At 63.5% G+C, this 25,788-nt stretch carries 21 protein-coding genes; 8 read left to right on the top strand and 13 right to left on the bottom strand.

Translation table 11 applies throughout. The features are described from left to right. Positions 1-36: 36 nt before the first annotated feature. From rpoD to HV744_RS27460, 5 genes are all read right to left on the bottom strand, one after another. A complete protein-coding gene (gene rpoD / locus HV744_RS27480; RefSeq protein ID WP_175152517.1) occupies positions 37-2,427 on the bottom strand; it encodes an RNA polymerase sigma factor RpoD in 2,391 nt (796 codons plus the stop codon). Between the two features lie 91 nt (positions 2,428-2,518). After that, positions 2,519-4,387 carry a DNA primase gene (gene dnaG, locus HV744_RS27475; protein ID WP_175152516.1) on the bottom strand — a complete coding sequence of 623 codons (1,869 nt, stop codon included), beginning with the start codon at positions 4,385-4,387 and terminating at the stop codon, positions 2,519-2,521. A 78-nt stretch (positions 4,388-4,465) separates the two neighbouring features. Further along, the gene (locus HV744_RS27470; RefSeq protein WP_175152515.1) at positions 4,466-4,912 is read right to left on the bottom strand and encodes a GatB/YqeY domain-containing protein; all 447 of its coding nucleotides are present in this window, start codon (positions 4,910-4,912) and stop codon (positions 4,466-4,468) included. A gap of 224 nt (positions 4,913-5,136) precedes the next feature. Continuing rightward, positions 5,137-5,349: a 30S ribosomal protein S21 gene (gene rpsU / locus HV744_RS27465; protein WP_175152514.1), complete on the bottom strand. Its 213-nt coding sequence runs from the start codon at positions 5,347-5,349 to the stop codon at positions 5,137-5,139. A gap of 78 nt (positions 5,350-5,427) precedes the next feature. Beyond that, the gene (locus HV744_RS27460) at positions 5,428-6,645 is read right to left on the bottom strand and encodes a BaiN/RdsA family NAD(P)/FAD-dependent oxidoreductase (protein WP_175152513.1); all 1,218 of its coding nucleotides are present in this window, start codon (positions 6,643-6,645) and stop codon (positions 5,428-5,430) included. Between the two features lie 122 nt (positions 6,646-6,767). On the opposite strand from HV744_RS27460, the gene tsaD reads away from it, so the two are divergent. After that, a complete protein-coding gene (gene tsaD, locus HV744_RS27455) occupies positions 6,768-7,796 on the top strand; it encodes a tRNA (adenosine(37)-N6)-threonylcarbamoyltransferase complex transferase subunit TsaD (protein WP_175152512.1) in 1,029 nt (342 codons plus the stop codon). Between the two features lie 89 nt (positions 7,797-7,885). On the opposite strand, the gene folE2 is transcribed toward tsaD, so the two are convergent. The 4 genes from folE2 to HV744_RS27435 all read right to left on the bottom strand — a co-directional run bounded on the left by folE2 (position 7,886) and on the right by HV744_RS27435 (position 12,134). Continuing rightward, positions 7,886-8,692: a GTP cyclohydrolase FolE2 gene (gene folE2, locus HV744_RS27450; RefSeq protein ID WP_175152511.1), complete on the bottom strand. Its 807-nt coding sequence runs from the start codon at positions 8,690-8,692 to the stop codon at positions 7,886-7,888. Positions 8,693-8,952: 260 nt separating this feature from the next. Further along, entirely contained in the window at positions 8,953-10,860 is a 1,908-nt protein-coding gene (dxs, locus tag HV744_RS27445) for a 1-deoxy-D-xylulose-5-phosphate synthase (RefSeq protein ID WP_175152510.1), read from the bottom strand. A gap of 87 nt (positions 10,861-10,947) precedes the next feature. Next, the gene (locus HV744_RS27440) at positions 10,948-11,829 is read right to left on the bottom strand and encodes a polyprenyl synthetase family protein (RefSeq protein ID WP_175152509.1); all 882 of its coding nucleotides are present in this window, start codon (positions 11,827-11,829) and stop codon (positions 10,948-10,950) included. Then, a complete protein-coding gene (locus HV744_RS27435) occupies positions 11,826-12,134 on the bottom strand; it encodes an exodeoxyribonuclease VII small subunit (RefSeq protein WP_175152508.1) in 309 nt (102 codons plus the stop codon). The genes HV744_RS27440 and HV744_RS27435 overlap by 4 nt, the downstream gene beginning before the upstream one ends. 287 nt (positions 12,135-12,421) lie before the next feature. Between HV744_RS27435 and HV744_RS27430 the strand changes: the two genes are divergently transcribed. Both HV744_RS27430 and HV744_RS27425 read left to right on the top strand, forming a co-directional pair. After that, complete coding sequence (locus HV744_RS27430) at positions 12,422-13,528, top strand: aromatic ring-hydroxylating oxygenase subunit alpha (protein WP_175152507.1); 1,107 nt, start codon at positions 12,422-12,424, stop codon at positions 13,526-13,528. Between the two features lie 188 nt (positions 13,529-13,716). Further along, positions 13,717-14,586, top strand: coding sequence for a sulfurtransferase (locus HV744_RS27425; RefSeq protein WP_175152506.1), 870 nt, complete (start codon positions 13,717-13,719; stop codon positions 14,584-14,586). Positions 14,587-14,690: 104 nt separating this feature from the next. Here the strand turns inward: HV744_RS27425 and HV744_RS27420 are convergent, their stop codons facing one another. The 3 genes from HV744_RS27420 to polA all read right to left on the bottom strand — a co-directional run bounded on the left by HV744_RS27420 (position 14,691) and on the right by polA (position 19,902). After that, on the bottom strand, positions 14,691-15,563 hold the full coding sequence (locus HV744_RS27420; RefSeq protein ID WP_175152505.1) for a dienelactone hydrolase family protein: 873 nt from the start codon (positions 15,561-15,563) through the stop codon (positions 14,691-14,693). Positions 15,564-15,648: 85 nt separating this feature from the next. Beyond that, positions 15,649-17,004: an NAD(P)/FAD-dependent oxidoreductase gene (locus HV744_RS27415; protein WP_175152504.1), complete on the bottom strand. Its 1,356-nt coding sequence runs from the start codon at positions 17,002-17,004 to the stop codon at positions 15,649-15,651. Between the two features lie 156 nt (positions 17,005-17,160). Continuing rightward, complete coding sequence (gene polA / locus HV744_RS27410; protein ID WP_175152503.1) at positions 17,161-19,902, bottom strand: DNA polymerase I; 2,742 nt, start codon at positions 19,900-19,902, stop codon at positions 17,161-17,163. Position 19,903: 1 nt separating this feature from the next. Here polA and HV744_RS27405 point away from each other — a divergent pair, with 1 nt between their 5' ends. After that, positions 19,904-20,647, top strand: coding sequence for an LOG family protein (locus HV744_RS27405; RefSeq protein WP_175152502.1), 744 nt, complete (start codon positions 19,904-19,906; stop codon positions 20,645-20,647). Between the two features lie 322 nt (positions 20,648-20,969). Here the strand turns inward: HV744_RS27405 and HV744_RS27400 are convergent, their stop codons facing one another. Next, a complete protein-coding gene (locus tag HV744_RS27400) occupies positions 20,970-22,496 on the bottom strand; it encodes an AMP nucleosidase (RefSeq protein ID WP_175152501.1) in 1,527 nt (508 codons plus the stop codon). Between the two features lie 200 nt (positions 22,497-22,696). Between HV744_RS27400 and HV744_RS27395 the strand changes: the two genes are divergently transcribed. The 4 genes from HV744_RS27395 (at position 22,697) to HV744_RS27380 (ending at position 25,760) form a co-directional block, all read left to right on the top strand. Beyond that, positions 22,697-23,092, top strand: coding sequence for a hypothetical protein (locus tag HV744_RS27395; RefSeq protein ID WP_175152500.1), 396 nt, complete (start codon positions 22,697-22,699; stop codon positions 23,090-23,092). Between the two features lie 239 nt (positions 23,093-23,331). Continuing rightward, complete coding sequence (locus HV744_RS27390; RefSeq protein WP_175152499.1) at positions 23,332-24,327, top strand: homoserine kinase; 996 nt, start codon at positions 23,332-23,334, stop codon at positions 24,325-24,327. Then, positions 24,318-25,124 (top strand): BPSS1780 family membrane protein, encoded by an 807-nt coding sequence (locus HV744_RS27385; protein WP_175152498.1) that lies wholly within the window; start codon positions 24,318-24,320, stop codon positions 25,122-25,124. Before HV744_RS27390 ends, HV744_RS27385 begins: the two co-directional genes overlap by 10 nt. Before the next feature lie 183 nt (positions 25,125-25,307). Continuing rightward, entirely contained in the window at positions 25,308-25,760 is a 453-nt protein-coding gene (locus HV744_RS27380) for a MarR family winged helix-turn-helix transcriptional regulator (RefSeq protein WP_175152497.1), read from the top strand. Positions 25,761-25,788 lie beyond the last annotated feature (28 nt).

Below are 25,788 nucleotides of genomic sequence, written 5' to 3'. Positions count from 1 at the left end.
GACCGCTACATCATCTGCTACGAACGGCTGCGTCGATCAATTCCCTTCGAGGAACGACTTCAGCTTGTCCGACCGGCTCGGGTGGCGCAGCTTGCGCAGCGCCTTGGCCTCGATCTGGCGGATCCGCTCACGCGTCACGTCGAACTGCTTGCCGACTTCTTCGAGCGTGTGATCGGTGCTCATCTCGATACCGAAACGCATACGCAGCACCTTCGCTTCACGCGGCGTCAGCGAGTCGAGCACGTCCTTCACGACATCGCGCATGCTGGCGTGCAGTGCGGCGTCAGCCGGAGCAACCGTGTTCGTGTCTTCGATGAAGTCGCCCAGATGCGAATCGTCGTCGTCACCGATCGGCGTTTCCATCGAGATCGGCTCCTTCGCGATCTTCATGATCTTGCGGATCTTGTCTTCCGGCATTTCCATCTTCTCGGCCAGCGTTGCCGGATCCGGCTCGAGGCCGGTCTCCTGCAGGATCTGACGCGAGATGCGGTTCATCTTGTTGATCGTTTCGATCATGTGAACCGGAATCCGGATCGTACGCGCCTGGTCGGCGATCGAACGCGTAATGGCCTGGCGAATCCACCACGTGGCATACGTGGAGAACTTGTAGCCGCGACGATATTCGAACTTGTCCACCGCCTTCATCAGGCCGATATTGCCTTCCTGGATCAGGTCGAGGAACTGCAGACCACGGTTCGTGTACTTCTTCGCAATCGAGATCACGAGACGCAGATTCGCCTCGGTCATTTCGCGCTTCGCCTGACGCGCCTTCAGTTCGCCGGCCGCCATCTGACGGTTGGTTTCCTTCAGGTCCTTCAGCGGCAGCACGACACGCGCCTGCAGATCCAGCAGACGCTGCTGCTGCTCGCGGATCGCCGGAATGTTGCGCGTGAGGATCGCGCTGTACGCGTGACCTTCACCGACGATCTTGTCGGCCCACTCGAGATCCGTCTCGCTGCCCGGGAAACGTGCGATAAATTCCGCACGCGGCATGCCACATTTGTCGACCACCGTATGCAGGATCTGACGCTCGACCTGACGCACTTCGTCCACTTGCGCGCGCAGCGTGTCGCATAGACGCTCGACCGTGCGGGCGGTGAAGCGGATCGTCATCAGTTCATTCTGGATCGTTTCCTGCGCCTTCAGATACGACCTGGACTTGTAGCCTTCCTTCTCGAACGCGCGACGCATCTTGTCGAACCATTCGCTGATCAGCGCGAATTTTTCCAGCGACGCACGCCTGAGCGCTTCCATCTGCGCTGCGTTGGCCGTGGCTTGCGCGGTGCCGTCGTCGTCTTCCTCGTCTTCCGCGTCCTCGTCGTCGGCTTCCTCGTCTTCGCTCTCGATCGCTTCCGCTTCCTGCTCGGAGAAGCCGTCCGCGTCTTCCGCATTGCCGTCGATCAGGCCGTCGACCAGTTCGTCGATACGGATTTCCTCATTGGCGACGCGCTCAGCCATCGCGAGGATATCGGCGATCGTGGTCGGACACGCGGAGATGGCCATCACCATGTGCTTCAGGCCATCTTCGATGCGCTTCGCGATTTCGATTTCGCCTTCACGCGTGAGCAGCTCGACCGTGCCCATTTCGCGCATGTACATGCGCACCGGGTCGGTCGTGCGGCCGAACTCGGAGTCGACGGTGGAAAGCGCGACCTCCGCTTCCTCTTCCACTTCGTCGTCGGACGAAGCCGCGGGCGCGTTGTCGTTCAGCAGCAGGGTTTCAGCGTCCGGGGCCTGCTCGTACACCGCCACGCCCATGTCGTTGAACGTGCTGATGATGCCTTCGATCGCCTCGGTCTCGGTGAAGTTGTCCGGGAGGTGATCGTTGATTTCAGCGTACGTCAGGAAGCCACGCTCCTTGCCGAGCTTGATCAGCGCGCGCAGCTTGGAGCGGCGCTCCTCGAGTTCCTCGACCGTGCCCGGCTGCGACGACGCGAACGCATCTTTCAGCAGCGCTTTTTCCTTTGCACGACGGTCGCGAGCCTTGACCTTTTCCACCTTGCCCGGTGCGGCAGCAGGGGTTTCTTCGGTCTGGGTTGCATCGTCATCGACGGGTACTTCGTTCAGCTTTTTCGTCATGGAGTTCGCCGTACCGGCTGTAGTCTCGACTCGCGGCTGTTGGACAACAGCCGGTAGAACCGTGGATACTGAAGTCTCGCGTACTACCGCATCGTCCTGCGCGGCAGCCGCTTCCCTTGCGCTACTGATACCCGGCCGCTTCGCAGCCGGTGCTACAGCTTTCGCCGCCCTCACCGGATCCGCTCGGGCGGCCAAAGTGGTCGAGGATTTCTTCCCGGCTGACGGTGCAACACTGACAGCAGACGTTTTTCTGACGGAAGAAGCTAACTTGGCCTCGGTGACCTTTCTGGTCGGCTCCTTGGAGCGTGTGCCGGCTGTCGCTTGATTTCCGCCTGTAGTCTTTGCCATCGCATCGCCTTTTCGCCTTTGCTAGGAAAACCCTTGAAAAACAAACCGCTAGAAACCTTTTATTATACCACCCAGGTTTCTGCCATCCCCCTTACAGCCCGAGCTGACGCTTCATGTCAGCCCGTTTCCGATTCAGCTCCGACAGCTCGGCAAACTCTTCCGGCGTGTGCCTGGATTGCCGCGAAAGCTGCTCGAGACGATCACAGCAAGCGTCGTACCGCATCTTCAGGATCGCCGCCTTCAGTTCCTCTCCCACGATCCGTTCCTGCTCGCGCCGTTCCTCGATGACGGTCGCATCCTCCGGGTCTTTCAGCAGCAAATCCCGGACATTTTCATCATAGTCTAGAATTTTGCGAAAGATTTCCTCGAAAGTTGGGGCGTTCGCGCCGTTTCGCAATAGGTCGGACAACAACTGAAACTCCGCCGAATCGCCCAGCGCACGCGCGTGCGTCGTCACTTCTTCGAACAGCTCGCCGTGCCGGGTCACGCTCAGCAGCGCCTGTTCGGCGTCCTCGTCGAGTACCGCCACCGTGCGCGGATACATCACAAGATTGCGCAGAGTCTTTTCTTCGATCCCCGTCACGCTGCGCCGGTCCTTGCGCGCCGGCGCGAGGCGCGCCGCGGCAGCAATCCGCGAATCGACCTCGCAGAGGGCCGCGACTTCGTCGAACGGCACATCGAGCCGGTCGGCGAACATGTGCATGATCTGCGCGCGCAGCGCGTTGGCCGGCAGCGCCTGCAGCAGCGGCTTGGCGTCAAACAGCGCGCGGGCCTTGCCTTCGGGCTGATCCAGGTCCTTGCCGGTCAGCACCTCGTTGAGCATGAACTGCGACAGCGGCATCGCGCGCTCGACCTGCTCGGCGAACGCCTCGGTGCCGAATTCACGCACGTAGCTGTCCGGATCGTGCTCGGACGGCAAAAACAGGAACCGGATGGTCCGGTTATCCGCCGCGTGCGGCAGGCAGGCATCCAGCGCGCGGCGCGCAGCGCGCCGGCCGGCCGAATCGCCGTCGAAACTGAAGATGACCGTGTCGGTCTGGCGCATCAGTTTCTGTACATGAATCGGCGTGCAGGCCGTGCCGAGCGTGGCGACCGCGTTCTGAAACCCCAGTTGGGCCAGCGCGACCACGTCCATGTAGCCTTCCACCACCAGCACGTAGTGCTGTTCGCGAATCGCCAGACGCGCTTCGAACAGCCCGTACAGCTCGCTGCCTTTGTTAAATAGAGGCGTTTCGGGCGAATTCAAATATTTCGGTTCGCCGCCGTCCAGCACGCGGCCGCCGAAGCCGATCACCTGCCCCTTCACGTTGCGTATCGGGAACATGATCCGCTCGCGAAAGCGGTCGTAGCGGCGGTTCTGCCCTTGGGCGTCGGACTTTTCGCTGACGATCACAAGACCCGACTCGACCAGCGCGTCGTCGCGATAGTTGGGAAATGTCGCTTCGAGGTTCTGCCAGCCGTCCGGCGCATAACCCAGGCCGAAGCGCGCCGCGACCTCGCCGGTCAAGCCGCGCTTCTTCAGGTACTGGATTGCGACCGGCGCGCCGCGCAACTGCTTGCGGTAGAAATCGCAGGCGGTCTGCATGACATCGGAGAGCGCCGTGGTGACGGCTTTGGGCGCCGCCGGCGCATAGCCGCCGGAACCGCCTCCGCCGTATCCCGGCGAGGGCTCGTTCGGCACGGTCAAGCCTACCGACTGCGCCAGTTCGTTGACCGCTTCCGGAAACGAGGAGCCCACATGTTCCATCAGGAAGCCGATGGCGGTGCCATGCGCGCCACAGCCGAAGCAGTGGTAGAACTGTTTAGTCGGACTAACCGTAAACGAAGGGCTCTTCTCGTTGTGAAACGGGCACAACCCCATGAAGTTCGCGCCGCCCTTTTTCAGTTGCACATACCGGCCGACCACGTCGACGATATCGACGCGGTTGAGCAGATCCTGCAGGAATGACGGTGGAATCACAGTAAATGACGCTACCTAAAAAGCTCAACGCTGCGCTCACCGTCGGGCGACGGTGAGCGCAGGCCGGACAAACGGAAATTACTTCGCGAGCGCGGCTTTGACTTGCGCCGACACAGCGGTCATATCGGCACGGCCAGCCAGCTTCGGCTTGAGCACGCCCATCACCTTGCCCATGTCCTGCGGGCCGGCCGCGCCGGTTTGCGCGACCGCGGCCTGCACTTCGGCAACGATTTCCGCCTCGGACATCTGTTCCGGCATATACGCGGACAGAATGGCCAGCTCGGCCTTTTCCTTGTCGGCCAGATCCGTGCGGCCGGCGGCTTCGAACTGGCTGATCGAATCCTTGCGCTGCTTGATCATCTTGTCGACGACCGCGGTGATCGCGGCGTCGTCGAGCGTGACGCGCTCGTCGACTTCGCGTTGCTTGATGGCGGCGAGCAGCAGGCGGACCGTGCCGAGACGCTCGGTCTCACGCGCCCGCATGGCTGCTTTCATATCGTCGTTGATCCGGTCCTTGAGACTCATCACTCACCTGAATGCGTTGAAAGTTGAAAAACCGGCCGGGTCAACCGCATCAACACGAATACCCGCTTGGGGACTGCTTCCTCAAGCGGGTTGGCGCGATATGCGTAGTGGATGCGACCTTGCCGGCTGGCCCGAAGGGCCGTGTTTTCCGTGATGGCACCTGGAATGCCGCCACCGGTTGGATGTCGCCGCTCCGTTCGATCGGAACCGCGGCAACGCCAGAATCAGTAGAACTTCTTTGGCAGCATCTGGCCACGCAGACGCTTGAAATGACGCTTCACCGCAGCCGCCTTCTTGCGCTTGCGCTCAGCAGTAGGCTTTTCGTAAAACTCGCGAGCGCGAAGTTCCGTCAGCAAGCCGCCTTTCTCCATGGTGCGCTTGAAACGGCGCATGGCGACTTCAAACGGCTCGTTGTCTTTTACGCGGATGGTCGTCATTTTTCAATAACGGAACTTTGTAAAGGTTCAGGAGTATAGCAGAGCTTTCTCACAAAGCTACTGCGCCGTCAAGCCCCCTCATCCTCCCCGGACATGCTCCGCGGCCGCCTGGCCGGCCGCCACGCCCGAGGCCCACGCCCACTGGAAATTGTAGCCGCCGAGCCAGCCGGTCACGTCGACCGCTTCGCCGATGAAGTACAGCCCCGGCGCGCGCGCGCTCATCATCGTCGACGACGACAGGTCGCGCGTGTCGATGCCACCGCGCGTCACTTCGGCTTTGCGATAGCCTTCGGTGCCGTTTGGGGTGAGCGTCCAGCGCGACAGCGCCTCACCGATGCGCCGCAAGGTCTTGTCCGGCAGATCGGCCACGCGGGCTTCGGCGGGAATCTGGCGGGTTTCCAGCCAGACGTGGGCAAGCCGTTGCGGCACCCATTCCGACAGCAGATTGGCGATCTGGCGTTTCGTGCCGGTCTTCGCTTCCAGCAGCGCGGCCGTCGCGTCGCGCTCCGCCAGCAGGTTGATATGAATCGGCTCGCCGGGTTGCCAGTAGCTCGAGATTTGCAGAACGCCCGGGCCCGACAGGCCGCGATGAGTCAGCAGCAGGTCTTCGTTGAATTCGGCGCCGGTCTTTTTGTTGCCGGTCGCCAGCTGCACTTCGAGCGACACGCCGGAGAGCGCCGAGAACGGCTCCCAGTCGGCCGGGGCGAAGGTCAGCGGAACCAGCGCGGGGCGGGTGTCGATCAGCTTGTGGCCGAACTGCTTGGCAAGACGGTAGGCGAAATCGGTAGCGCCGATCTTGGGGATCGACAGGCCGCCGGTCGCGATCACGAGCGCCCGCGTGGCGATCGGACCCGACGCCGTGTCCAGCGTGAAGCGGCCTTCCGCGTCGTGCCGCACTGCCTCGACCGACAGCGGCGTGCGCCATGCCACACGGCCCGCGTCGCACTCGTTCTTCAGCACGTTGATGACCGCGTCGCTCGACTGGTCGCAGAACAGCTGCCCCTTGTGCTTCTCGTGCCACGTCACGTGATGGCGCTTGAGCAGCGCCATGAAGTCGCGCGGCGTGTAGCGCGCCAGCGCCGAACGGCAAAAATGCGGATTGGCCGACAGGTAATTGGCCGGCCCGGCGTACAGGTTCGTGAAGTTGCAACGGCCGCCGCCGGAAATGCGGATTTTTTCCGCGAGACGCTGCGAGTGGTCGATCAGCACCACGCGACGGCCGAGTTGCCCGGCCACGGCCGCGCACATCATGCCGGCCGCGCCTGCGCCGATCACTGCGATATCGAAGGATTCCATGGGGCCGCATTGTACCCGCGCGTCTGCGGCCCCTTGCCCGCACTGCTATACTTTCAAGCTTGCCTTTTCACTTTTGGGCGCAGGAGTGCCGTCACTCGCGCGTCCGTTCAAACCCACCCATCATGCTCGTTCTCGGCATCGAAAGCTCCTGCGACGAAACCGGTCTCGCGCTCTACGACACGGAGCGCGGCCTGCTCGCGCACGCACTGCATTCGCAAATTGCGATGCATCGGGAGTACGGCGGCGTCGTGCCCGAGCTGGCGTCGCGCGATCACATCCGGCGCGCGCTGCCGTTGCTCGAAGAGGTGATGGAGCGCGCCGGCGCGTCACGCAGCGACATCGATGCGATCGCCTACACCCAAGGGCCAGGGCTCGCGGGCGCGCTGCTGGTCGGCGCGAGCGTCGCCAATTCGCTGGCGATGGCGTGGGACAAGCCGACCATCGGCATCCACCACCTCGAAGGGCACCTGCTGTCGCCGCTGCTGGTGGATGAGCCGCCGCCGTTCCCGTTCGTCGCGCTGCTGGTGTCCGGTGGCCATACGCAACTGATGCGCGTGACGGACGTGGGCGTCTACGAGACGCTCGGCGAAACCCTGGACGACGCCGCCGGCGAAGCGTTCGACAAAACCGCCAAGCTGCTCGGCCTCGGTTATCCGGGCGGCCCGGAAGTCTCGCGCATGGCGGAATTCGGCACGCCCGGCGCGGTGGTCCTGCCGCGCCCGATGCTGCATTCCGGCGACCTCGATTTCAGCTTCAGCGGCCTGAAGACCGCGGTCCTCACGCACGCGAAGAAACTCGGCGGCGCGAATATTTGCGAGCAGGCGAAGGCCGACCTGGCGCGTGGATTCGTCGATGCAGCGGTCGAGGTGCTGGCGGCGAAGTCGCTGGCCGCGCTCAAGCGGACCCAGCTCAACCGGCTGGTGGTCGCAGGCGGCGTGGGCGCGAACCGGCAGTTGCGCGAAGCGCTTTCCGCTGCCGCAAAGAAACGCAATTTCTATGTGCACTACCCGGACCTGTCGCTGTGCACTGACAACGGCGCGATGATCGCGCTGGCCGGCGCGTTGCGCTTGCAGCGCTGGCCCGATCAATCGGGCAAGGACTACGCGTTCACGGTGAAGCCGCGCTGGGATCTGACATCCCTCGCACGCTGAGCTGAACATCCCGACGCCGTAAAAAAGCCGCTTTAAAAGCGGCTTTTTCTTTCATACGGTCAACGAACGAACACGCGTATCAGCGCGTCTCAACCCGCCCGCTTATCCCGCTCGATCACCGCATACGCGCTGTGATTGTGAATCGACTCGAAGTTCTCGGCTTCGAGCACATACGCGACGATCCGCTCATCCGCATTCAGACGTTGTGCGACGTCGCGCACGAGATCTTCGACGAACTTCGGGTTTTCATACGCGCGCTCGGTGACGAACTTCTCGTCCGGACGCTTGAGCAAGCCCCACAGTTCGCACGACGCTTCTTCCTCGGCAATCCGAACCAGTTCTTCCACCGCCACGTCGCCGGCCAGTTCGGCGTTGATCGTGACGTGCGAACGCTGGTTATGCGCGCCGTACTGCGAGATTTTTTTCGAGCACGGGCACAGGCTCGTGACCGGCACCAGCACCTTCAGGAACAGGCGCGTCGCGCCGCTGCGGGTGTCGCCCATCAATGTGACTTCGTAGTCGAGCAGGCTTTGCACGCCCGAGACCGGCGCGGTCTTGCTCACGAAGTACGGGAACGACACTTCAATGCGACCCGCCTCGGCTTCGAGCTTGTCGAGCATCGCGGCGAGCATGGTGCGGAACGTGGCCGGCTCGAGCGGCGCCTGGTTCTCTTCGAGCAACGCGACGAAACGCGACATGTGCGTGCCCTTCTGCTCAGCCGGCAGATGCACGTCGAGATTCCATGTGCCGACCGTCGGCTGCACCTCGCCGCCTTGCGTGCGCACCGTCAACGGATGACGCACGGCCTTGACGCCGACCCGCTGAATCGGGATCTGACGCGTGTCGGGCGTGCTTTGCACGTCGGGCATCACAAAGGCGGGGTTCATCTGATTCATTTTGTTGTCCTTTCAAGAAAACGCCGGGCCGCCTCAAGTTTTCCGCCCGCAGGAAGTCTCCTGGGGGTTGGGAAATTGCCCCCGCGAGGGGCTGTCGCGTCGCGACAAGTTGAGGCTCTCAGCGGCCGCGCGGACAGCACGCGCAACGGCGAACGCCGGCCCCTGCCGGCGTTGGATGACGGGCCCGAAGGCCCATCGATTCAAGTTGGAGATGACTATGGCCGCCATCGCATCGCGGCGGCATAGCGAGCGGCAGCGCTTTACGCGACGCGCTTTACCGACGACTGACCGCCAAGCGCGCCGCTCGACAGGAAGCGCTCGCGAATCGACTTGGCGATGCCCGCGGCATCGAGACCGCATGCGGCGAGCAGCTTGGCCGGATCCCCATGATCGATGAACCGGTCGGGGAGGCCCAATTGTAGTACGGGCCGCATCACCCCGCTCTCGAGCAGGGCTTCGACGCAAGCCGAACCCGCGCCGCCCATCACGCAGCCTTCTTCGACAGTGACGATGGCGTCGTGCGTCTCAGCCAGCTGACGGACCAGCGCGGCGTCGAGCGGCTTCACGAAGCGCATGTTCGCGACCGTGGCGTCAAGTTGCTCGGCCGCTGCCAGCGACGGTGCGACCATCGTGCCGAACGCGAGGATCGCAATGCGCTTGCCCACCGGCTGCGATGTCTCGCAACGCACCTCGCCCTTGCCGATCGGCAACGCCGCCATCTGCTTGACGGTGGCGACGCCCGTGCCGGCGCCGCGCGGATAACGCACCGCCGTCGGGTTCGGCTGCTGCAGCGCGGTGTACAGCATCTGCCGGCATTCGTTTTCGTCCGCCGGGGCCATCACGGTCATGTTCGGAATGCAGCGCATGAACGCGAGGTCGTAAGCACCCGCGTGCGTTGCGCCATCCGCGCCGACCAGACCCGCGCGGTCGATCGCGAACACCACCGGCAGGTTTTGCAGCGCGACGTCGTGAATCAGCTGATCGTACGCGCGTTGCAGGAAGGTCGAGTAGATCGCCACCACCGGCTTCATGCCGTCCGCGGCCAGGCCGCCGGCGAACGTCACCGCATGCTGTTCGGCAATGCCGACGTCGAAGTAACGGTCCGGGAAGCGCTTCTCGAACTCGACCATGCCCGAGCCTTCACGCATCGCCGGCGTGATGCCGACCACGCGCGCGTCCAGTTCGGCCGCGTCGCACAGCCATTCGCCGAACACCTGTGTGTAGGTCTTCTTCGACGGCGTGGTCGCCGGCTTGATGCCTTCAGCCGGATTGAACTTGCCCGGCCCGTGGTACAGCACCGGATCGGCTTCGGCCAGCTTGTAGCCCTGGCCTTTCTTCGTCACGACGTGCAGGAATTGCGGACCGCGCAGCTCCTTGATGTTTTGCAATGTCGGGATCAGCGAATCGAGATCGTGGCCGTCGATCGGGCCGATGTAGTTGAAGCCGAACTCTTCGAACAGCGTGGCCGGCACGATCATGCCCTTCGCGTGCTCTTCGAGCTTGCGAGCCAGATCGAGCATCGGCGGCGCGACGCGCAGCACGCGTTCGACGCCCGCGCGCGCGGCAGCATAGAAGCGGCCCGACATCAGGCGCGCGAGATGGCGATTGAGCGCGCCGACCGGCGGCGAAATCGACATGTCGTTGTCGTTCAGGATGACCAGCAGCGGCACGTCGTCTTCGACGCCGGCGTTGTTCATCGCCTCGAAGGCCATACCGGCCGTCATCGCGCCGTCGCCGATCACGGCGATGCCCATGCGATTGTCGCCCTGCAGCTTGCTCGCGATCGCCATGCCGAGCGCGGCCGAGATCGACGTGCTGGAGTGGGCGGTGCCGAAGGTGTCGTATTCCGACTCGTCGCGCTTCGGGAAGCCCGAGATGCCGCCGAGCTGACGCAGCGTGTGCATCTGGTCGCGGCGGCCGGTCAGGATCTTGTGCGGATAGGTTTGATGGCCGACGTCCCAGACGATCCGGTCGTGCGGCGTGTCGAACACATAGTGCAGAGCAATGGTCAACTCGACCGTGCCGAGGTTGGACGAAAGATGGCCGCCCGTCTGCGATACGCTGTCGAGCACGAAAGCACGCAACTCGTCGGCAAGCGGTTGCAATTGGCGGCGATCGAGGCGGCGCAAGGCTGCCGGGTCGTCGATGGTTTTCAGCAAGTCGTACATCGTCGTTCCATTGTAGGAAAACTTACGCGCCCGCACTTCATACATGCACCCCGGGGATAAAAGGTGCGCGGCGGCGGGCTTTCGCGTTTAGCTAACCCGGTTCACCACCAGGTCGGCCAATTCGGCAAGGCGCTGCGCGCGCGCGCCGAACGGCGCCAGCGCGGCGTGGGCGTCGCTGCGCAGCTGCGCCGCGAGCGCGCGCGACGCGTCGAGCCCAATAATCGACACGTAGGTCGGCTTGCCGTCCTTCGCGTCTTTGCCTGCGGTCTTGCCGAGCGTCGCGGAATCGGTCGTGACGTCGAGAATGTCGTCGACGACCTGAAACGCGAGGCCGACGGCGGCCGCATACGCGTCGAGCGAACGCATGGCGTCCGCATCCGGCGTTTCGCCCGCCAATGCGCCCATGCGCACCGCGGCGCGTAACAACGCGCCGGTCTTCATCCGGTGCATGGTTTCGAGTTGCGTGCGCGTCAGCATGTGGCCGACGCTCGCCAGATCGATCGCCTGCCCGCCGCACATGCCGATCGAGCCGCTCGCGAGAGCCAGCTCGCGTACGAGCGACGCCTGTTGCGACGCGGCCAGCACGTCCGACGTCAGCGCGACGAAGGCCTGCGATTGCAGCGCGTCGCCGACCAGCAGTGCGGTGGCTTCGTCATATTTGACATGCACCGTGGGCTTGCCGCGACGCAGCGCGTCGTCGTCCATGCAGGGCATGTCGTCGTGCACGAGTGAATACACGTGAATCATTTCCAGCGCCGCCGCTGCCGCATCGAGGCATTCGGCGCGCGCGCCGGTCAGCTCGCCGGCCGCGTGGCACAGCAGCGGGCGAACCCGTTTCCCGCCGCCCAGCACCGCGTAACGCATCGCTTGATGCAGTGTGGCGGGCTCGGTGGCCTCGGTCGGCAGGTAGTGTTCCAGAGCCGTTTCGACGCGTTCGAGTACCGAGCGCGTCCATTGTTCGAATGTCATAGGTCGTCCCCGCTTTCAGTAGCGGCTGTGCCTGCGGTATTCATGGGCAGCGGCTTGAGCGTCTCGCCATCGAGCACGCGCACCTGCTGCTCGACCTTTTCGAGCTGCTGCTGGCAAAACGCCACGAGGGCCGCGCCGCGCCGGTACGCGCTCAACGACTCCTCGAGACTCAGGCTGCCGCCTTCCATGCGCGCCACCAGCTGTTCCAGCTCCGCCTGCGCGGCCTCGTAGTTCTCGGGCAGCGGCGTGGTATCGACGCCTTCGGCTGACGCGGCAGCAGTATCTTTCGACCCAGTCTTCGCCATGAATAGTCGCAAAATTAAAACAAGTCGGACATTCTACGGCAAAAGCGACATTTCCGATCTTCTCGCCACCCGACGCCCCGCCTGTGCATCCCGCGCCGCCCCTGAAGTCTCGCAGAAAAAAATCGATTGGTCTGCGGCGAAAATCCCAAACTTTCCAAGCATTTTTGACCCAAATCAGGCACTTAAGCGCCCCGGCGATGGGGAAACGGGTATAATCGCCGGCTCCCTAAATCGAATCTTCGATGGTTGGGTTGTTCACTGCTTTCACGTCTTCATCGGGAGTGGGAATGTCCAATCTGAGCAATGCATTGCAGTTGCGGTCTGTTCACAGCCAGCTGCCAGTCACGGCTTACTTTGACGAAGCGCTTCTAACGCGCGAAATCGACACCCTTTTCAAGAAAGGTCCTCGCTACATCGGCCACGATCTCATGGTGCCCGAAGCGGGGGATTATTTTGCCTTGCCCAGCGAAAGCGAGGGGCGTGTGCTCGTCCGTAACCAGCAGTCGCAAGTCGAACTGCTGTCGAACGTGTGCCGCCATCGGCAAGCCATCATGCTCAACGGCCGCGGCCAGACGGAGAACATCGTCTGTCCGCTGCATCGCTGGACGTACGACCTGAACGGCCAGCTCCTCGGCGCACCCCATTTCGCCGATAACCCCTGCCTGAATCTCGGCGCCACGCCGCTGCAGAACTGGCAAGGCCTGCTGTTCGAAGCGCAGGGGCGTGACGTCGCGCGCGATCTGGCGCGCCTCGGCACCAAGAAACACTTCGATTTTTCGGGCTTCATGTTCGATCACGTCGAAGTGCACGAGTGCAACTACAACTGGAAGACCTTTATCGAGGTCTATCTGGAGGACTATCACGTCGCGCCGTTCCATCCGGGCCTCGGCAGCTTCGTCAATTGCGACGACCTGACGTGGGAGTTCGGCGACTGGTACAGCGTCCAGACGGTTGGCGTGCACAAGGATCTGGAGCAGCCGGGCAGTCCGACCTACCGCAAGTGGCACGACGAAGTGCTGCGTTTTCGCGGTGGCAATCCGCCCGACTTCGGCGCGATCTGGATGGTGTACTACCCGGGCATCATGATCGAGTGGTATCCGCACGTGCTGGTGGTGTCGTGGCTGATTCCGCGCGGTCCGCAGAAAACCACCAATGTGGTCGAGTTCTATTACCCTGAGGAAATCGCGCTGTTCGAGCGTGATTTCGTCGAAGCCGAGCGCGCCGCCTATATGGAAACGGCACGCGAAGACGACGAGATCGCCGAGCGCATGGACGCCGGCCGCCGCGCGCTGATGGAGCGCGGCGAATCGCAGGTCGGCCCGTATCAGAGCCCGATGGAAGACGGCATGCAGCACTTCCACGAGTTTTTGCGGCGTGAACTCGGCACGATCTGAGCGCGGCTGATCCGCGCTTGGTCCGTGTTCGACCCGCGCTTGTTCCGAATCTCGCGCAAAGCTTCGACGCATGGAAAGACGGGCTTCGGCCCGTCGTTTTTTGTTTAGACTAACAACATAGCCCGGTCATCCGCGCGCGGCGCCAGGACGCCCGGCGGAGCCGCCATCGCCCGTATCGAGGAGACGTCATGCCCCACACTCACTACACCACCCTGATCTCCGCGACCAACCTCGCGGAACGGCTCGCCGCCGCGCCAGGCAGCGTGTTCGTCATCGATTGCCGGTTCGATCTGACCGACACGGAAGCGGGCGAGAAAGCCTATCTGGCCGGACATCTGCCGGGCGCGCATTACCTGCATCTCGATCGCGATCTGTCAGGGCCGAAGAGCGGCACGAACGGCCGGCATCCGCTGCCGGATCGCGCGCGGCTGGTCGAAACGCTGGAGTCGCGCGGCCTGAAGCAGGGCCAGCAAGTGGTCGCTTATGACGCGCAAGGCGGCATGTACGCCGCTCGCGCATGGTGGCTGCTGCGCTGGCTCGGACACGACTCGGTGGCGCTGCTCGACGGCGGACTGCCAGCGTGGCAAGCCGCCGGTCAGCCGTTGACGCAAGACGCGCCGGCCCAGAACACCGGCGACTTCAAAGCCGGCGCGCCGCTCTCCGTCACGGTCGATGCGCAGACGGTCGAGCGCAATCTCGGCTCGAAGGAGCGCGTGGTGGTCGACGCGCGCGCGGCCGATCGCTATCGCGGCGAGAACGAGACGCTGGACCGCGTCGGCGGCCACATCCCCGGCGCGCTCAACCGCTACTTCAAGGACAACTTCACCGCCGACGACCGCTTCAAGCCGGCTCATACGCTGCGCGAGGAATTCCACGCGCTGCTGGCCGACACGCCGCCCGAGCACGTGGTGCTGCAATGCGGCTCGGGCGTGACGGCATGCGTGAACGTTTTGGCCATGGAGATTGCCGGCCTGCATGGCGCGGCGCTGTATCCGGGCTCCTGGAGCGAATGGAGTTCCGATCCGAAGCGGCCGGTTGCAACGGGACCGAATCCTTGAGCGCAAGCCGCTGCAAGCGGTAAGCAAAAGGCCATTGCCGCCCACGGGCGGCAATGGCCTTTTTTATCGCGCGGACGCCACGGTCAGCGGAAGTCTTACGCGCCTCAAGCCACCCCGTGCTGCTTGAACCACACTAGCGTCCTGCGCCAGCCATCTTCGGCATCGGCCTTCTTGTAGCTCGGCCGGTAATCCGCGAAAAACGCGTGGCCCGCGTCGTCATACACGACGAACTGCGAGCCGCGCCCCGCCTGCGGACCTTGCGCGACGGCCTGCTTCATCTGCTCGAGCGTGGCTTGCGGGATGCCCTGATCCTGCAAGCCGTAGAGCCCCAGCACCGGCGCATGCAGATCGCCAACCCGGTCGAGCGGATTCGCCGGCGTGGTCGCGGTATGGTCTCCGCCCACGCGCCCGTACCATGCGACCACCGCCTTGAGCCGCGGATTGTGCTCCGCATACAGCCAGGCCATGCGGCCGCCCCAACAGAAACCGTTCACGCCGAGCCGGTTCAGATCGCCGCCATTCTCGCCCGCCCATGCAACGGTCGCGTCGAGATCGGCCAGCGCCTGCTCGTCAGGCACCTTGTCGAGGATCTGCGTGCTGATCTGCTGGATGGTCGGGTACACCATCGGATCGCCTTCGCGGACAAACAGATCCGGCGCAATCGCCAGATAGCCCAGCTTCGCAAAGCGGCGGCAGACGTCGGCGATATGCTCGTGCACGCCAAAGGCCTCATGGATCACGACGATCACCGGCAAATGCGTCTTGCCCTTCGGCTGCGCGCGATACGCCGGCACCAGCGTGCCGTTTGAATGCATGGCCACCTCGCCCGCTTCGAGGCCGTCGCTATCGGTATGGATGGTTTGCGCCGAAACCGGCAGCACGGCCGCCGCGAAACCGGTGCCGAGCGCGGCCTTGATGAAGGTGCGTCGATTGAAGGGAACGTGTGGGACCAGGCTGTCGATGTCGGGTTTCAGCATGCGGCGCTCCTCGGTTAGTCGTTAGAGGTAACAGGATACGCCTGACGCGCATCCTGTTGCAGAAGCAACCGTCACCCGCGCGCCGTCAGTGCAGCTTGACCCGCGGCAGCGTGGAGCGGCGCAGCCAGTGCGCGAAGGTGTCGAGCACCATGCGCGCGTAGCCGTGCAGCGCCGCGATATGCAGCCGGTACAGCGACATGTACATGAAGCGCGCGAACAGCCCTTCGATCAGCATATTGCCGCCGATCAGCCCACCCATCAGATTGCCGACCGCGCTGAAGTGCCCAAGCGACACCAGCGAGCCGAAGTCGCGATAGGCGAATTCCGGCAACGGCTTGTTGTCGAGCCGCGCCGCCAGCGCCTTCATCAAGAAACTCGCCTGCTGATGCGCGGCCTGCGCACGCGGCGGCACGTTGCGCTCGTTGCCCGGCCACGGACAGGCGGCGCAATCGCCGAGCGCGAAGATGTTGTCGTCGATTTCGGTTTGCAGCGTGCGGCGCACGTTGAGCTGGCCCAGCCGGTTGACCGGCAGGCCGTCGAGCTCGCTGAGGATCGGCGGTGCCTTGATGCCCGCCGCCCACACCGTCAGATCGGCACGCACGGTATGCCCGCTCGCGGTACGGATAATGCCGGGCGCGACTTCGGCCACCGTTTCGCCGATCATCAGCTTCACGCCGAGCTTGGTGAGCAGCTCGGCGGTAGCGGTCGACACGCGTTCCTGCAAGGCCGGCAAAATGCGCGGACCCGCCTCGATCAGCACGATGCCGACGTCATGCCGCGGATCGAGCTTGTGCAGACCATACGCGGACAGCACCTGCGCGGTGTTGCGCAACTCGGCCGACAGCTCGACGCCCGTCGCGCCGCCGCCGACAATCGCCACCTGGATGCGCGGCTCGCTGGATGTCGACGTGCCGGGTCCGGGTCTCGATTCGACCGGCTCATGCACCTGATGCTCGGCACGCATGCAGGCCGCGATCAGGCGTTTGCGGAAGCGCTCGGCCTGGCCGACCGTGTCGAGTGCGAGGGAGAATTCCGCCGCGCCTTTCACGCCGAAGAACGCCGTGGTGCTGCCGATTGCGATGATCAGCGTGTCGTATTCGAGCTCGCGCGCGGGCAGCAGTTCGGCGCCGTCGTCGTCGACCACCGGGCTGAGCATGAGGCGCCTGTTCGCGCGGTCGAGACCGGTTAGTTCACCCTGCTGAAACTCGAAGTCATGCCAGCGCGCTTGCGCCGCGTATTCGAGCTCCTGCGTGAAAGGGTCCATGCTGCCTGCCGCCACTTCATGCAGCAGCGGCTTCCAGATATGCGTCGGATAACGGTCGACGAGCGTGACTTGCGCCCGTGTACCGCCTTTTTTCTTCTGGGCTCCATAGCGATCACCCAGACGTGTCGCCAGTTCCAGTCCTCCCGCGCCCCCGCCAACGACGATAAACCGATGCATTGAACTCTCCGTGTTTGCCGATGAATAATGCGTCGCGACGGCGCGTCCGAACGCGCCGTGTTTCAGCGATTGTCCGCGAGCAGCACGGTTTGTCACAAGCCATCAATACGCATGTGTGACATGCGCACGACGATATCGCCCATTGTCACCAGCGCGTCAATGCGCTTCTTCCCAGTTCAGGCCCGCGCCCACTTCGGCGACCAGCGGCACTTTCAGGTCGGCAACACTGCACATCAACTCGGGCAGGCGCTTGCGCACTTCGGACAATTCCGCGTCAGGCACTTCGAGAATCAGTTCGTCGTGCACCTGCATGATCATGCGCGTGCCGATCTTCGATTCTTCGATCCACTTCTGCACCGCGATCATCGACAGCTTGATCAGGTCGGCGGCCGTGCCCTGCATCGGCGCGTTGATCGCGGCGCGCTCGGCGCCCTGACGACGCGGACCGTTGCCGCCGTTGATCTCCGGCAGCCACAGGCGGCGACCGAACACTGTCTCGACGTAACCCTTCGCCTTCGCGCTCAGACGCGTTTCGTCCATATAGCGCGCGACGCCCGGATAACGCGCGAAATAGCGGTCGATATACATCTTGGCCGCGTCGCGCGTAATGCCGAGGTTCGACGCGAGGCCGAACGCGCTCATGCCATAGATCAGGCCGAAGTTGATGACCTTGGCCACGCGCCGCTGATCGCTCGACACTTCGAGCGGCGTCACGCTGAAGATTTCCGCCGCGGTGGCGCGGTGAATGTCTTCCCCTTGCGAGAACGCGCGCAGCAACGATTCGTCGCCGGAAATGTGCGCCATGATGCGCAATTCGATCTGCGAGTAGTCCGCGGAGACCAGCTTGTGTCCCGGCGGCGCAATAAATGCTTCGCGAATGCGGCGGCCTTCGCCGGTGCGCACGGGAATGTTCTGCAAGTTCGGATCGTTCGACGCCAGACGCCCCGTCACCGCGACGGCCTGCGCGTAGTTCGTATGCACGCGGCCCGTTTGCGCATTGACCATCCGCGGCAGCTTGTCGGTATAGGTCGACTTCAGCTTCGACAAGCCACGGTGTTCGAGCAGGATCTTCGGCAGCGGATAGTCTTCGGCGAGCTTTTGCAGCACTTCTTCGTCGGTGGACGGCGCGCCGCTCGGGGTCTTCTTGACCACCGGCAGTTCCAGCTTCTCGAAGAAGATCTGGCCGATCTGCTTGGGCGAGCCCAGATTGAATTCGCCGCCGGCCAGCGCATACGCTTCGCTTTCCAGCTGGATCAGACGCGTGGCGATTTCACTGCTTTGCTGACGCAGCTTTTCCGCATCGATCAGCACGCCCGTGCGCTCCATCTTGCGCAGCACCCGCGAGGTCGGCACTTCGATCGCACGATAGACGTGGTCGAGCGTCTTCTCCGCGGCCACTTGCGGATACAAGGCCTGATGCAAACGCAACGTGATGTCGGCGTCTTCCGCCGCGTATTCGGCGGCCTGTTCCAGCGCCACTTCGTCGAAGCCGATCTGTCCCGCGCCCTTGCCCGCGACGTCTTCGTACTTGATCGTCTTGATGCCGAGATGACGCAGCGCGAGGCTGTCCATGTCGTGCGTGCGATGCGATTCGAGCACGTAGGATTGCAGCAGCGTGTCGTGTTCGATACCGCGCATTTCGATGCCGTAGTTCGCCAGCACCTGCTCGTCGTACTTCAGATGCTGACCGACCTTCTTGTGCTCGGCGCTTTCCAGCCACGGCTTGAGCTTCGCGAGGACTGCTTCGCGCGGCAGTTGGACGGGCGCGTCCGGGCCGCGATGCGCGAGCGGCACATATGCAGCGCGGCCGGCTTCCACCGACAACGACAAGCCGACGATCTGCGCGGTCATCGGATCGAGCGCCGTGGTTTCGGTATCGAACGAGGTCAGCTCGGCCGCGTTGATCCTGTCGAGCCACGCGTCGAACTGCTCCCACGTCTGCACGGTGTCGTAGTGCCGCTCGTGATCCACCGACAGCGCCGGCGGCACGTCGGTTTCCGGGCCTTCCACCGCGTCCGTGATCTCCACTTCGCGCAGCCAGGTCTTGAATCCGTGACGCGTGAACACGTCGCGCAGTTCCTCGCGCGATTCCGGCCGGCTTGGCAGGCTTTCCTCGATCGACACGATATGGTCGGTCAGATCGCAATTGCGCTCGACGGTGACGAGCTTCTTCGCCATCGGCAGAAAATCGAGCGCACGTCGCAGATTGTCTCCTACCGCACCTTTGATTTCGTCCGCATGTGCGACGATGCCATCCAGCGACTCGAATTGCGTCAGCCATTTGAGCGCTGTCTTCGGCCCGCACTTCTCGACGCCCGGCACGTTGTCGACGGTATCGCCGATCAGTGACAGGTAGTCGATGATGCGTTCCGGCGGTACGCCGAACTTGGCGATCACGCCGGCGCGGTCGAGCGTTTCGTTGGTCATCGTATTGATGAGGGTGACATGATCCGACACGAGCTGCGCCAGATCCTTGTCCCCAGTCGACACGATCACGTTCATGCCGCGCTGTTCCGCTGCGGTGCTGAGCGTGCCGATCACGTCATCAGCCTCGACGCCTTCGATCATCAAGAGCGGCCAGCCGAGCGCGCGCACGGCCACATGAATCGGCTCGATCTGGCGCGACAGGTCGTCCGGCATCGACGGACGATTCGCCTTATAGTCGGGATACCAATCGTCGCGAAATGTTTTGCCCTTGGCGTCGAACACGCACGCGCTATACTCTGCTGTGACTTCCTTGCGCATGCGCCGCAGCATGTTGATCATCCCATAGAGCGCACCCGTCGGACCGCCCCCGGGGCCGCGCAGATCAGGCATCGCATGGTAGGCCCGGTACAGATAACTCGAACCGTCGACCAATAGCAGGGTCTTACCTTCAAGGCTTCGTTCTTCAGGCATTATGACTAAGAGAAAAGTGATTCCGAGTCTGCGATCACTCGCAGATCAAGAGCGCGCAACGGCCAAGAAGGCCCGCGCATCGTGGCAGATGTTCACGATTATGGCAGAGTTTATCGAGGCGACCGAGTACCTCTCGGAGATTCGTCCGGCTGTCAGTATCTATGGTTCAGCACGCCTGAAACCGAACTCGCCGTACTACAAGCTCGCTACGCAGATTGCGCGCAAGCTGTCGGACGCGGGCTTCGCGGTGATTTCCGGCGGCGGCCCCGGCATCATGGAAGCGGCCAACAAGGGTGCTCATGCGGGCAAGGCGCCTTCGGTCGGTCTGAACATCGAACTACCGCACGAGCAATCGGGCAATCAGTGGCAGGACATCTCGCTGCGCTTCCGCCATTTCTTCACGCGCAAGGTCACGTTCGTGAAGAACTCGGACGCGGTGATCGTGATGCCGGGCGGCTTCGGCACGCTTGACGAACTGGCCGAAGTGCTCACGCTGATTCAAACCAAGAAGTCGCGCAACGTGCCGATCATTCTGGTGGGCGCCGAGTTCTGGGAAGGCCTGCTTGCGTGGTTCAGGAACTCGCTCACGCCGATGGGCCTGATCAATCCGACCGATATGGACTTGATGCAGGTAATCGACGATCCGGATCAGGTGCTCGAAGCGGTGCTGAAGTTCTACGAAGACCGTGAAGAAGCCGAGCCGCATCCGGCCAAGTCGGATGAAGACCGGATGTTCTATCTGTGATGTGATGCTGCGTTCCCGCTTCGCGCGTTGGCGCCAAGCGAATGTGCAACGCAATGCGATGCAATGAACACAGTGTGTTGATTCTGGCGGGCAGCCTTCGGGCTGCCCGCTTTTGCTTGTTCGGCCGGTTCGCGTCGCGCTTGCGGCAAGACCATTCAGATCGCCGAAACGCGGATTCATCCGCTGTGGCTGCTGGGCGCCGGCAGTCTGATCGGGCTCACCGGCTTCGGGCAGTTCTGACGCAACGCGGCGGCCTGCGGGCGCGCCACAGCGGCATGGGCGAGCCGAATCTGCACTTGCCCATGCCTGTCTCCAAACCCGCTTACTGAAACGCCACCTCGGCGAAACTGCGCAGCTTGCGGCTATGCAAACGATGCAGCCCGTTCATCCGCAATAGCTCCATCGCCTTCACGCCGATCTGCAGATGCTGATCGACCTGCGCGCGATAGAACTGATCCGCCATGCCCGGCAGCTTCAGTTCGCCATGCAAGGGCTTGTCCGACACGCAGAGCAAGGTGCCGTAAGGCACCCGGAAGCGGAAGCCGTTCGCCGCGATCGTCGCGCTTTCCATGTCTAGTGCGATCGCGCGACTTTGCGACAGCCGCTGGACCGGCTCGCGATGATCGCGCAACTCCCAGTTGCGGTTGTCCACGCTCGCCACCGTGCCCGTGCGCATCACCCGCTTCAACTCGACGCCGTCCAGTTGCGTGACCTGCGCGACCGCACGCTCCAACGCCACCTGCACTTCGGCGAGCGCCGGAATCGGCACCCACAGCGGCAAGTCGGCATCGAGCACGTGGTCCTCGCGCACGTAGCCGTGCGCAAGCACGTAGTCGCCGAGGCGCTGCGTATTGCGCAGACCCGCGCAATGGCCGAGCATGATCCACGCATGCGGACGCAGCACCGCAATGTGATCGGTGATGGTCTTCGCGTTCGACGGCCCGACGCCGATGTTGATCATCGTGATGCCGCTGCCGTCCGCGCGCTTCAGGTGGTATGCGGGCATCTGCGGCAGACGCGGCGGCGCCGTGCCCTCCTGCGACTGCTCGCCGAGATTCTCGTTGTACGTGACCACGTCGCCGGGCTCGACGAACGACGTGTATTCGCTGCGATAGGCGCGCAGCTCTTCGTCGTCGGTATGGGCCATCATCGTGCGGCCGAGCTTGACGAACTCGTCGATATAGAACTGGTAGTTCGTGTACAGCACGTAGTTCTGGCAATGCGTGGGCGACGTGGCCGTGTAATGCTTCAGCCGATGCAGCGAGAAATCGACCCGCGCCGCCGTGAACAGCGCGAGCGGATGCGGCTCGCCCGGCGCCGGCTCATACGTGCCGTTGACGATACGGTCGTCGAGCAGCGCCAGGTCCGGCGTATCGAACACGTCGCGCATCAGGAACAGGCGCTCGCGATCCAGATCGCCTTCGAGGTGAATGCCCTCGGCGAACGCGAAATGAATCGGAATCGGCTGGTCAGACACGCCGACCTCGATCTGCACATGATGGTTCTTCGCCAGCAGGCGCAACTGCTCGCGATAGTAGTCGCCGAACAGATCGGGCCGCGTCACGGTGGTCTCGAACACGCCCGGACCCGCGACGAAACCGTACGAGCGGCGCGAGTCGATATGCGTGTTGACTTCGGTACAGACGCGCACGAACGGATAGCAGGCGCGCACGCGGCGCTCGAACGACTCGTTGCGGCGATAGCGCGCGAACGCGTCGCGCAAAAACGAGGTGTTCGCTTCGTAAATCGCCGAGAGGCGGGTGACGGCCTCGGTCGCGTCGTCGAACGATTCGGTTGGGAAGCTGTTGGCGGGAGTCTGCACCGCGCGTTGATTGGTATCTTTGTTCATCGTCATTCGCCCCTATTGATGAGACGACATTACCACGGAACACGGGCTCGCCAAATGACCTCGCGTTGCTTGCAACACATACCGCCATACTGCTCGCAAGATTGCGGGCACGCCGCGCGAAAGCGGCGCAAAATAAGGCGGTCGCGCCCGTACGCCAGGCTGGATTTGCTAGAATCGGGGCACCATATTGGAGAATCACCATGAAGCCGTTCCTTCCCGTCGCCGTTGCACTGGCCCTCGCCTTTGGCAACGCCGCGATGGCTGCCCAGCCCGTCGATGACACTCCGCCCCCCGGCGCGCCCCAGTCCGCCAATGAACGGGCCGGTCTGCCCGACCTGGAGAAGATCAATCGCCCGGCCGCCGAGGTCAGTTCGAAGGTCGAAATCAACGTTCCGCGCACGCCGAGCTTCCACGAGCGCAGCGCCAACGGCACGGAAATCACCGAATACCGCGACAAAGGCAAGCCAGTTGAAATCAACGTGCATTCGAATTTCGGCACGCGCTACCAGATGAGCGCACCGCTCGACACGTCGCCCACCGTCGGCGTCAACGGCCGCCCAAGCACGCGTTTGCCGTCGGTGAATCTGCACTATTGATGGGTGCCGGGCGGCGGCCCGGCGCGGGCCGCCGCCGCGGTTGCGCGCGCTTCGCGAGGCGGTGCCGAGGGCTTTCGGCCTGGTGCCGTGCTTCACTCTCGCGAGACGGCATTGCGATGCCGCGTTCGCTGCGCGGCCGTGACTGCCACCGCTCAACACCGTTTTTCAGCACCGCATTTGCCACACATCGCACTGGCCGCATCGCGCCAGCCCGACCAACCTGATCCGACGTTTCCCGCATGGCTGTCTTCACCGCTGTCAACGAACCCCAACTAGCAGAATGGATGCGTCACTACGATCTCGGCGATGTCGTCGAGTTTCGCGGCACCTCGTCCGGTATTGAGAACAGCAACTTCTTTCTGACGACGACGCGCGGCGAATATGTCCTGACGATTTTCGAAAAGCTGACGGCCGAACAACTGCCCTTCTACCTCGACCTGATGCGCCACCTGGCCGCGCACCGCGTGCCAGTGCCGGACCCGATGCCGCGCGAGGACGGCGCGCTGTTCGGCATGCTGCTCGGCAAGCCCGCCGCCATCGTGACCAGGCTCGAAGGCGCGCCCGAGTTGGAGCCCGGCATCGAGCACTGCGTCGAAGTCGGGCAGATGCTGGCGCGCCTGCACCTGGCGGGACGCGATTTCACCGGCTATCAGCCGAATCTGCGCAGCCTGCCGTGGTGGCGGGAAACCGTGCCGACCATCCTGCCGTTTCTGGAAGGCGCGCAGCGCGACCTGCTGTCGTCCGAACTCGCGCATCAGGAAGCCTTCTTCGCATCGCCCGATTACGCTGCGCTGCCCGCAGGCCCCTGCCACGCCGATCTGTTCCGCGACAACGCGATGTTCGCGCACGCCGCGCCGGACACCGGCCATGAAGTGCGCCTGGGCGGCTTCTTCGACTTCTATTTCGCCGGTTGCGACAAGTGGCTGTTCGACGTCGCGGTCACGGTCAACGACTGGTGCGTGGACCTCGCCACCGGCAAGCTGGACGACGCGCGCACCGAAGCCATGCTGCGCGCCTACCAGACCGTGCGTCCGTTCACCGTCGAAGAAAACCGCCATTGGGGCGACATGCTGCGAGCGGCCGCGTACCGCTTCTGGGTCTCGCGCCTGTATGATTTTCACTTGCCGCGCGCGGCCGAGTTGCTCAAGCCGCACGACCCCGGCCATTTCGAGCGCATTCTGCGCGAACGCCTGTCAGGCGTTGCACATCCAGGCATCCATACCCCATGCAACTGATCGAAGTCCCCGCGAAAACCGGCTATGTGTGGTTCCGGCAGGGTATCTGGCTGTTCCGCAAGAACCCGCTCGCATTCCTGACGCTGTTCTTCACCTATCTGCTGGTGATGACGCTCGTGTCGCAGATTCCGGTGGTCGGCGGCGTGCTGCCGCTGGCGTTCATCCCGGGCGTCGCGGTCGGCTTCATGGCGGCGTGCCGCAACACGATCGCCGGCAAGCCGGTGTTTCCGACCATTCTGGTGGACGGCTTTCATTCGTATGGCCCGGTTGTCGCCAGGCGGCTACTGGTGCTCGGCGTGCTCTATGTCGTCGCGATGGCACTCGTGCTGGCCGGGTCGGCGCTCGCCGACGGCGGCATGCTGCTGAAGGTGATGCTCGGCGGCGGCTCGATGGATCAGGAAGCGATTGCCAACAGCAATATTCCGCTCGCGGTGATCACGGCCTTCGCGTTCTACATTCCGGTGGCCATGATCTTCTGGTTCTCGCCGATTCTCTCCGCATGGCATGACGTGCCGCCCGTGAAGGCGATGTTCTTCAGCATCGTCAGTTGCTGGCGCAATCGCGGCGCGTTCATCGTGTTCGGCGCGCTGTGGTTCGCCGTGGCCATCACGGTGTCGCTCGGTCTGTCCGCGCTGATTCAGGCGCTGGGCGCGGCCGAGTTCGCGTTTGCGATCCTGATGCCCGCCACGATGATCGTCACGACCATGCTGTACTGCTCGTTCTACGCGACTTATCGCGGCTGCTTCGGCGTGCAAACGCCCGAAGCGCCGGATCTGCCGACCAAGCCGGCCGCGTAAATGCCGGCTTGAATGTCGTTCACGCGCGGGCGCTGTTCTGGCGCCCGCCCGCGCATTGCCCCAACGCGGCACCGCCCGCGCCGCTTCACTCGATCCCCGGCCACGCTCGTCCACCTGCATCGATTTGCAGCATAATGGTTTGCGCGCAATCGATTTGCACGCTCTTTTTATACGAGATGCACCATGACCCAGCGCCCCGCTTTGCCCTTCACGCTCGACGAGCAACTCTGCTTCGCCCTCTACTCGACCTCGCTCGCCATGACGAAGGCGTACAAGCCGTTGCTCGAGAAGCTGGGTCTCACGTATCCGCAATATCTGACGATGCTGGTGCTGTGGGAGAGCGACGACGTCACCGTCAAGGACATGGCCGCGCGCCTGAATCTCGACTCGGCGACGGTCACGCCGCTGCTCAAGCGCCTCGAGACGCAAGGCCTGCTGGAACGCGTACGCGGTGTCGACGATGAACGGCTCGTGTATATCCGGCTCACTAAAGCCGGCACGGCACTCAAGCGCCAGGCGCGCGAAGTGCCCGCGGAAATCTTCTGCGCGACCCAGCAAACGCAGGAATTCCTGCTGCGTCTGCGCGACGACCTGACCCGTCTGCGCAGCACCCTCAACGACTACATGGATCACTAGCCGGGCGGCCGCAAAGCGCACCCTATCG

It is taken from the genome of Paraburkholderia ultramafica (assembly GCF_902859915.1).
Lineage (GTDB): Bacteria > Pseudomonadota > Gammaproteobacteria > Burkholderiales > Burkholderiaceae > Paraburkholderia > Paraburkholderia ultramafica.
This window is presented reverse-complemented; position numbering and strand designations above follow the sequence as displayed.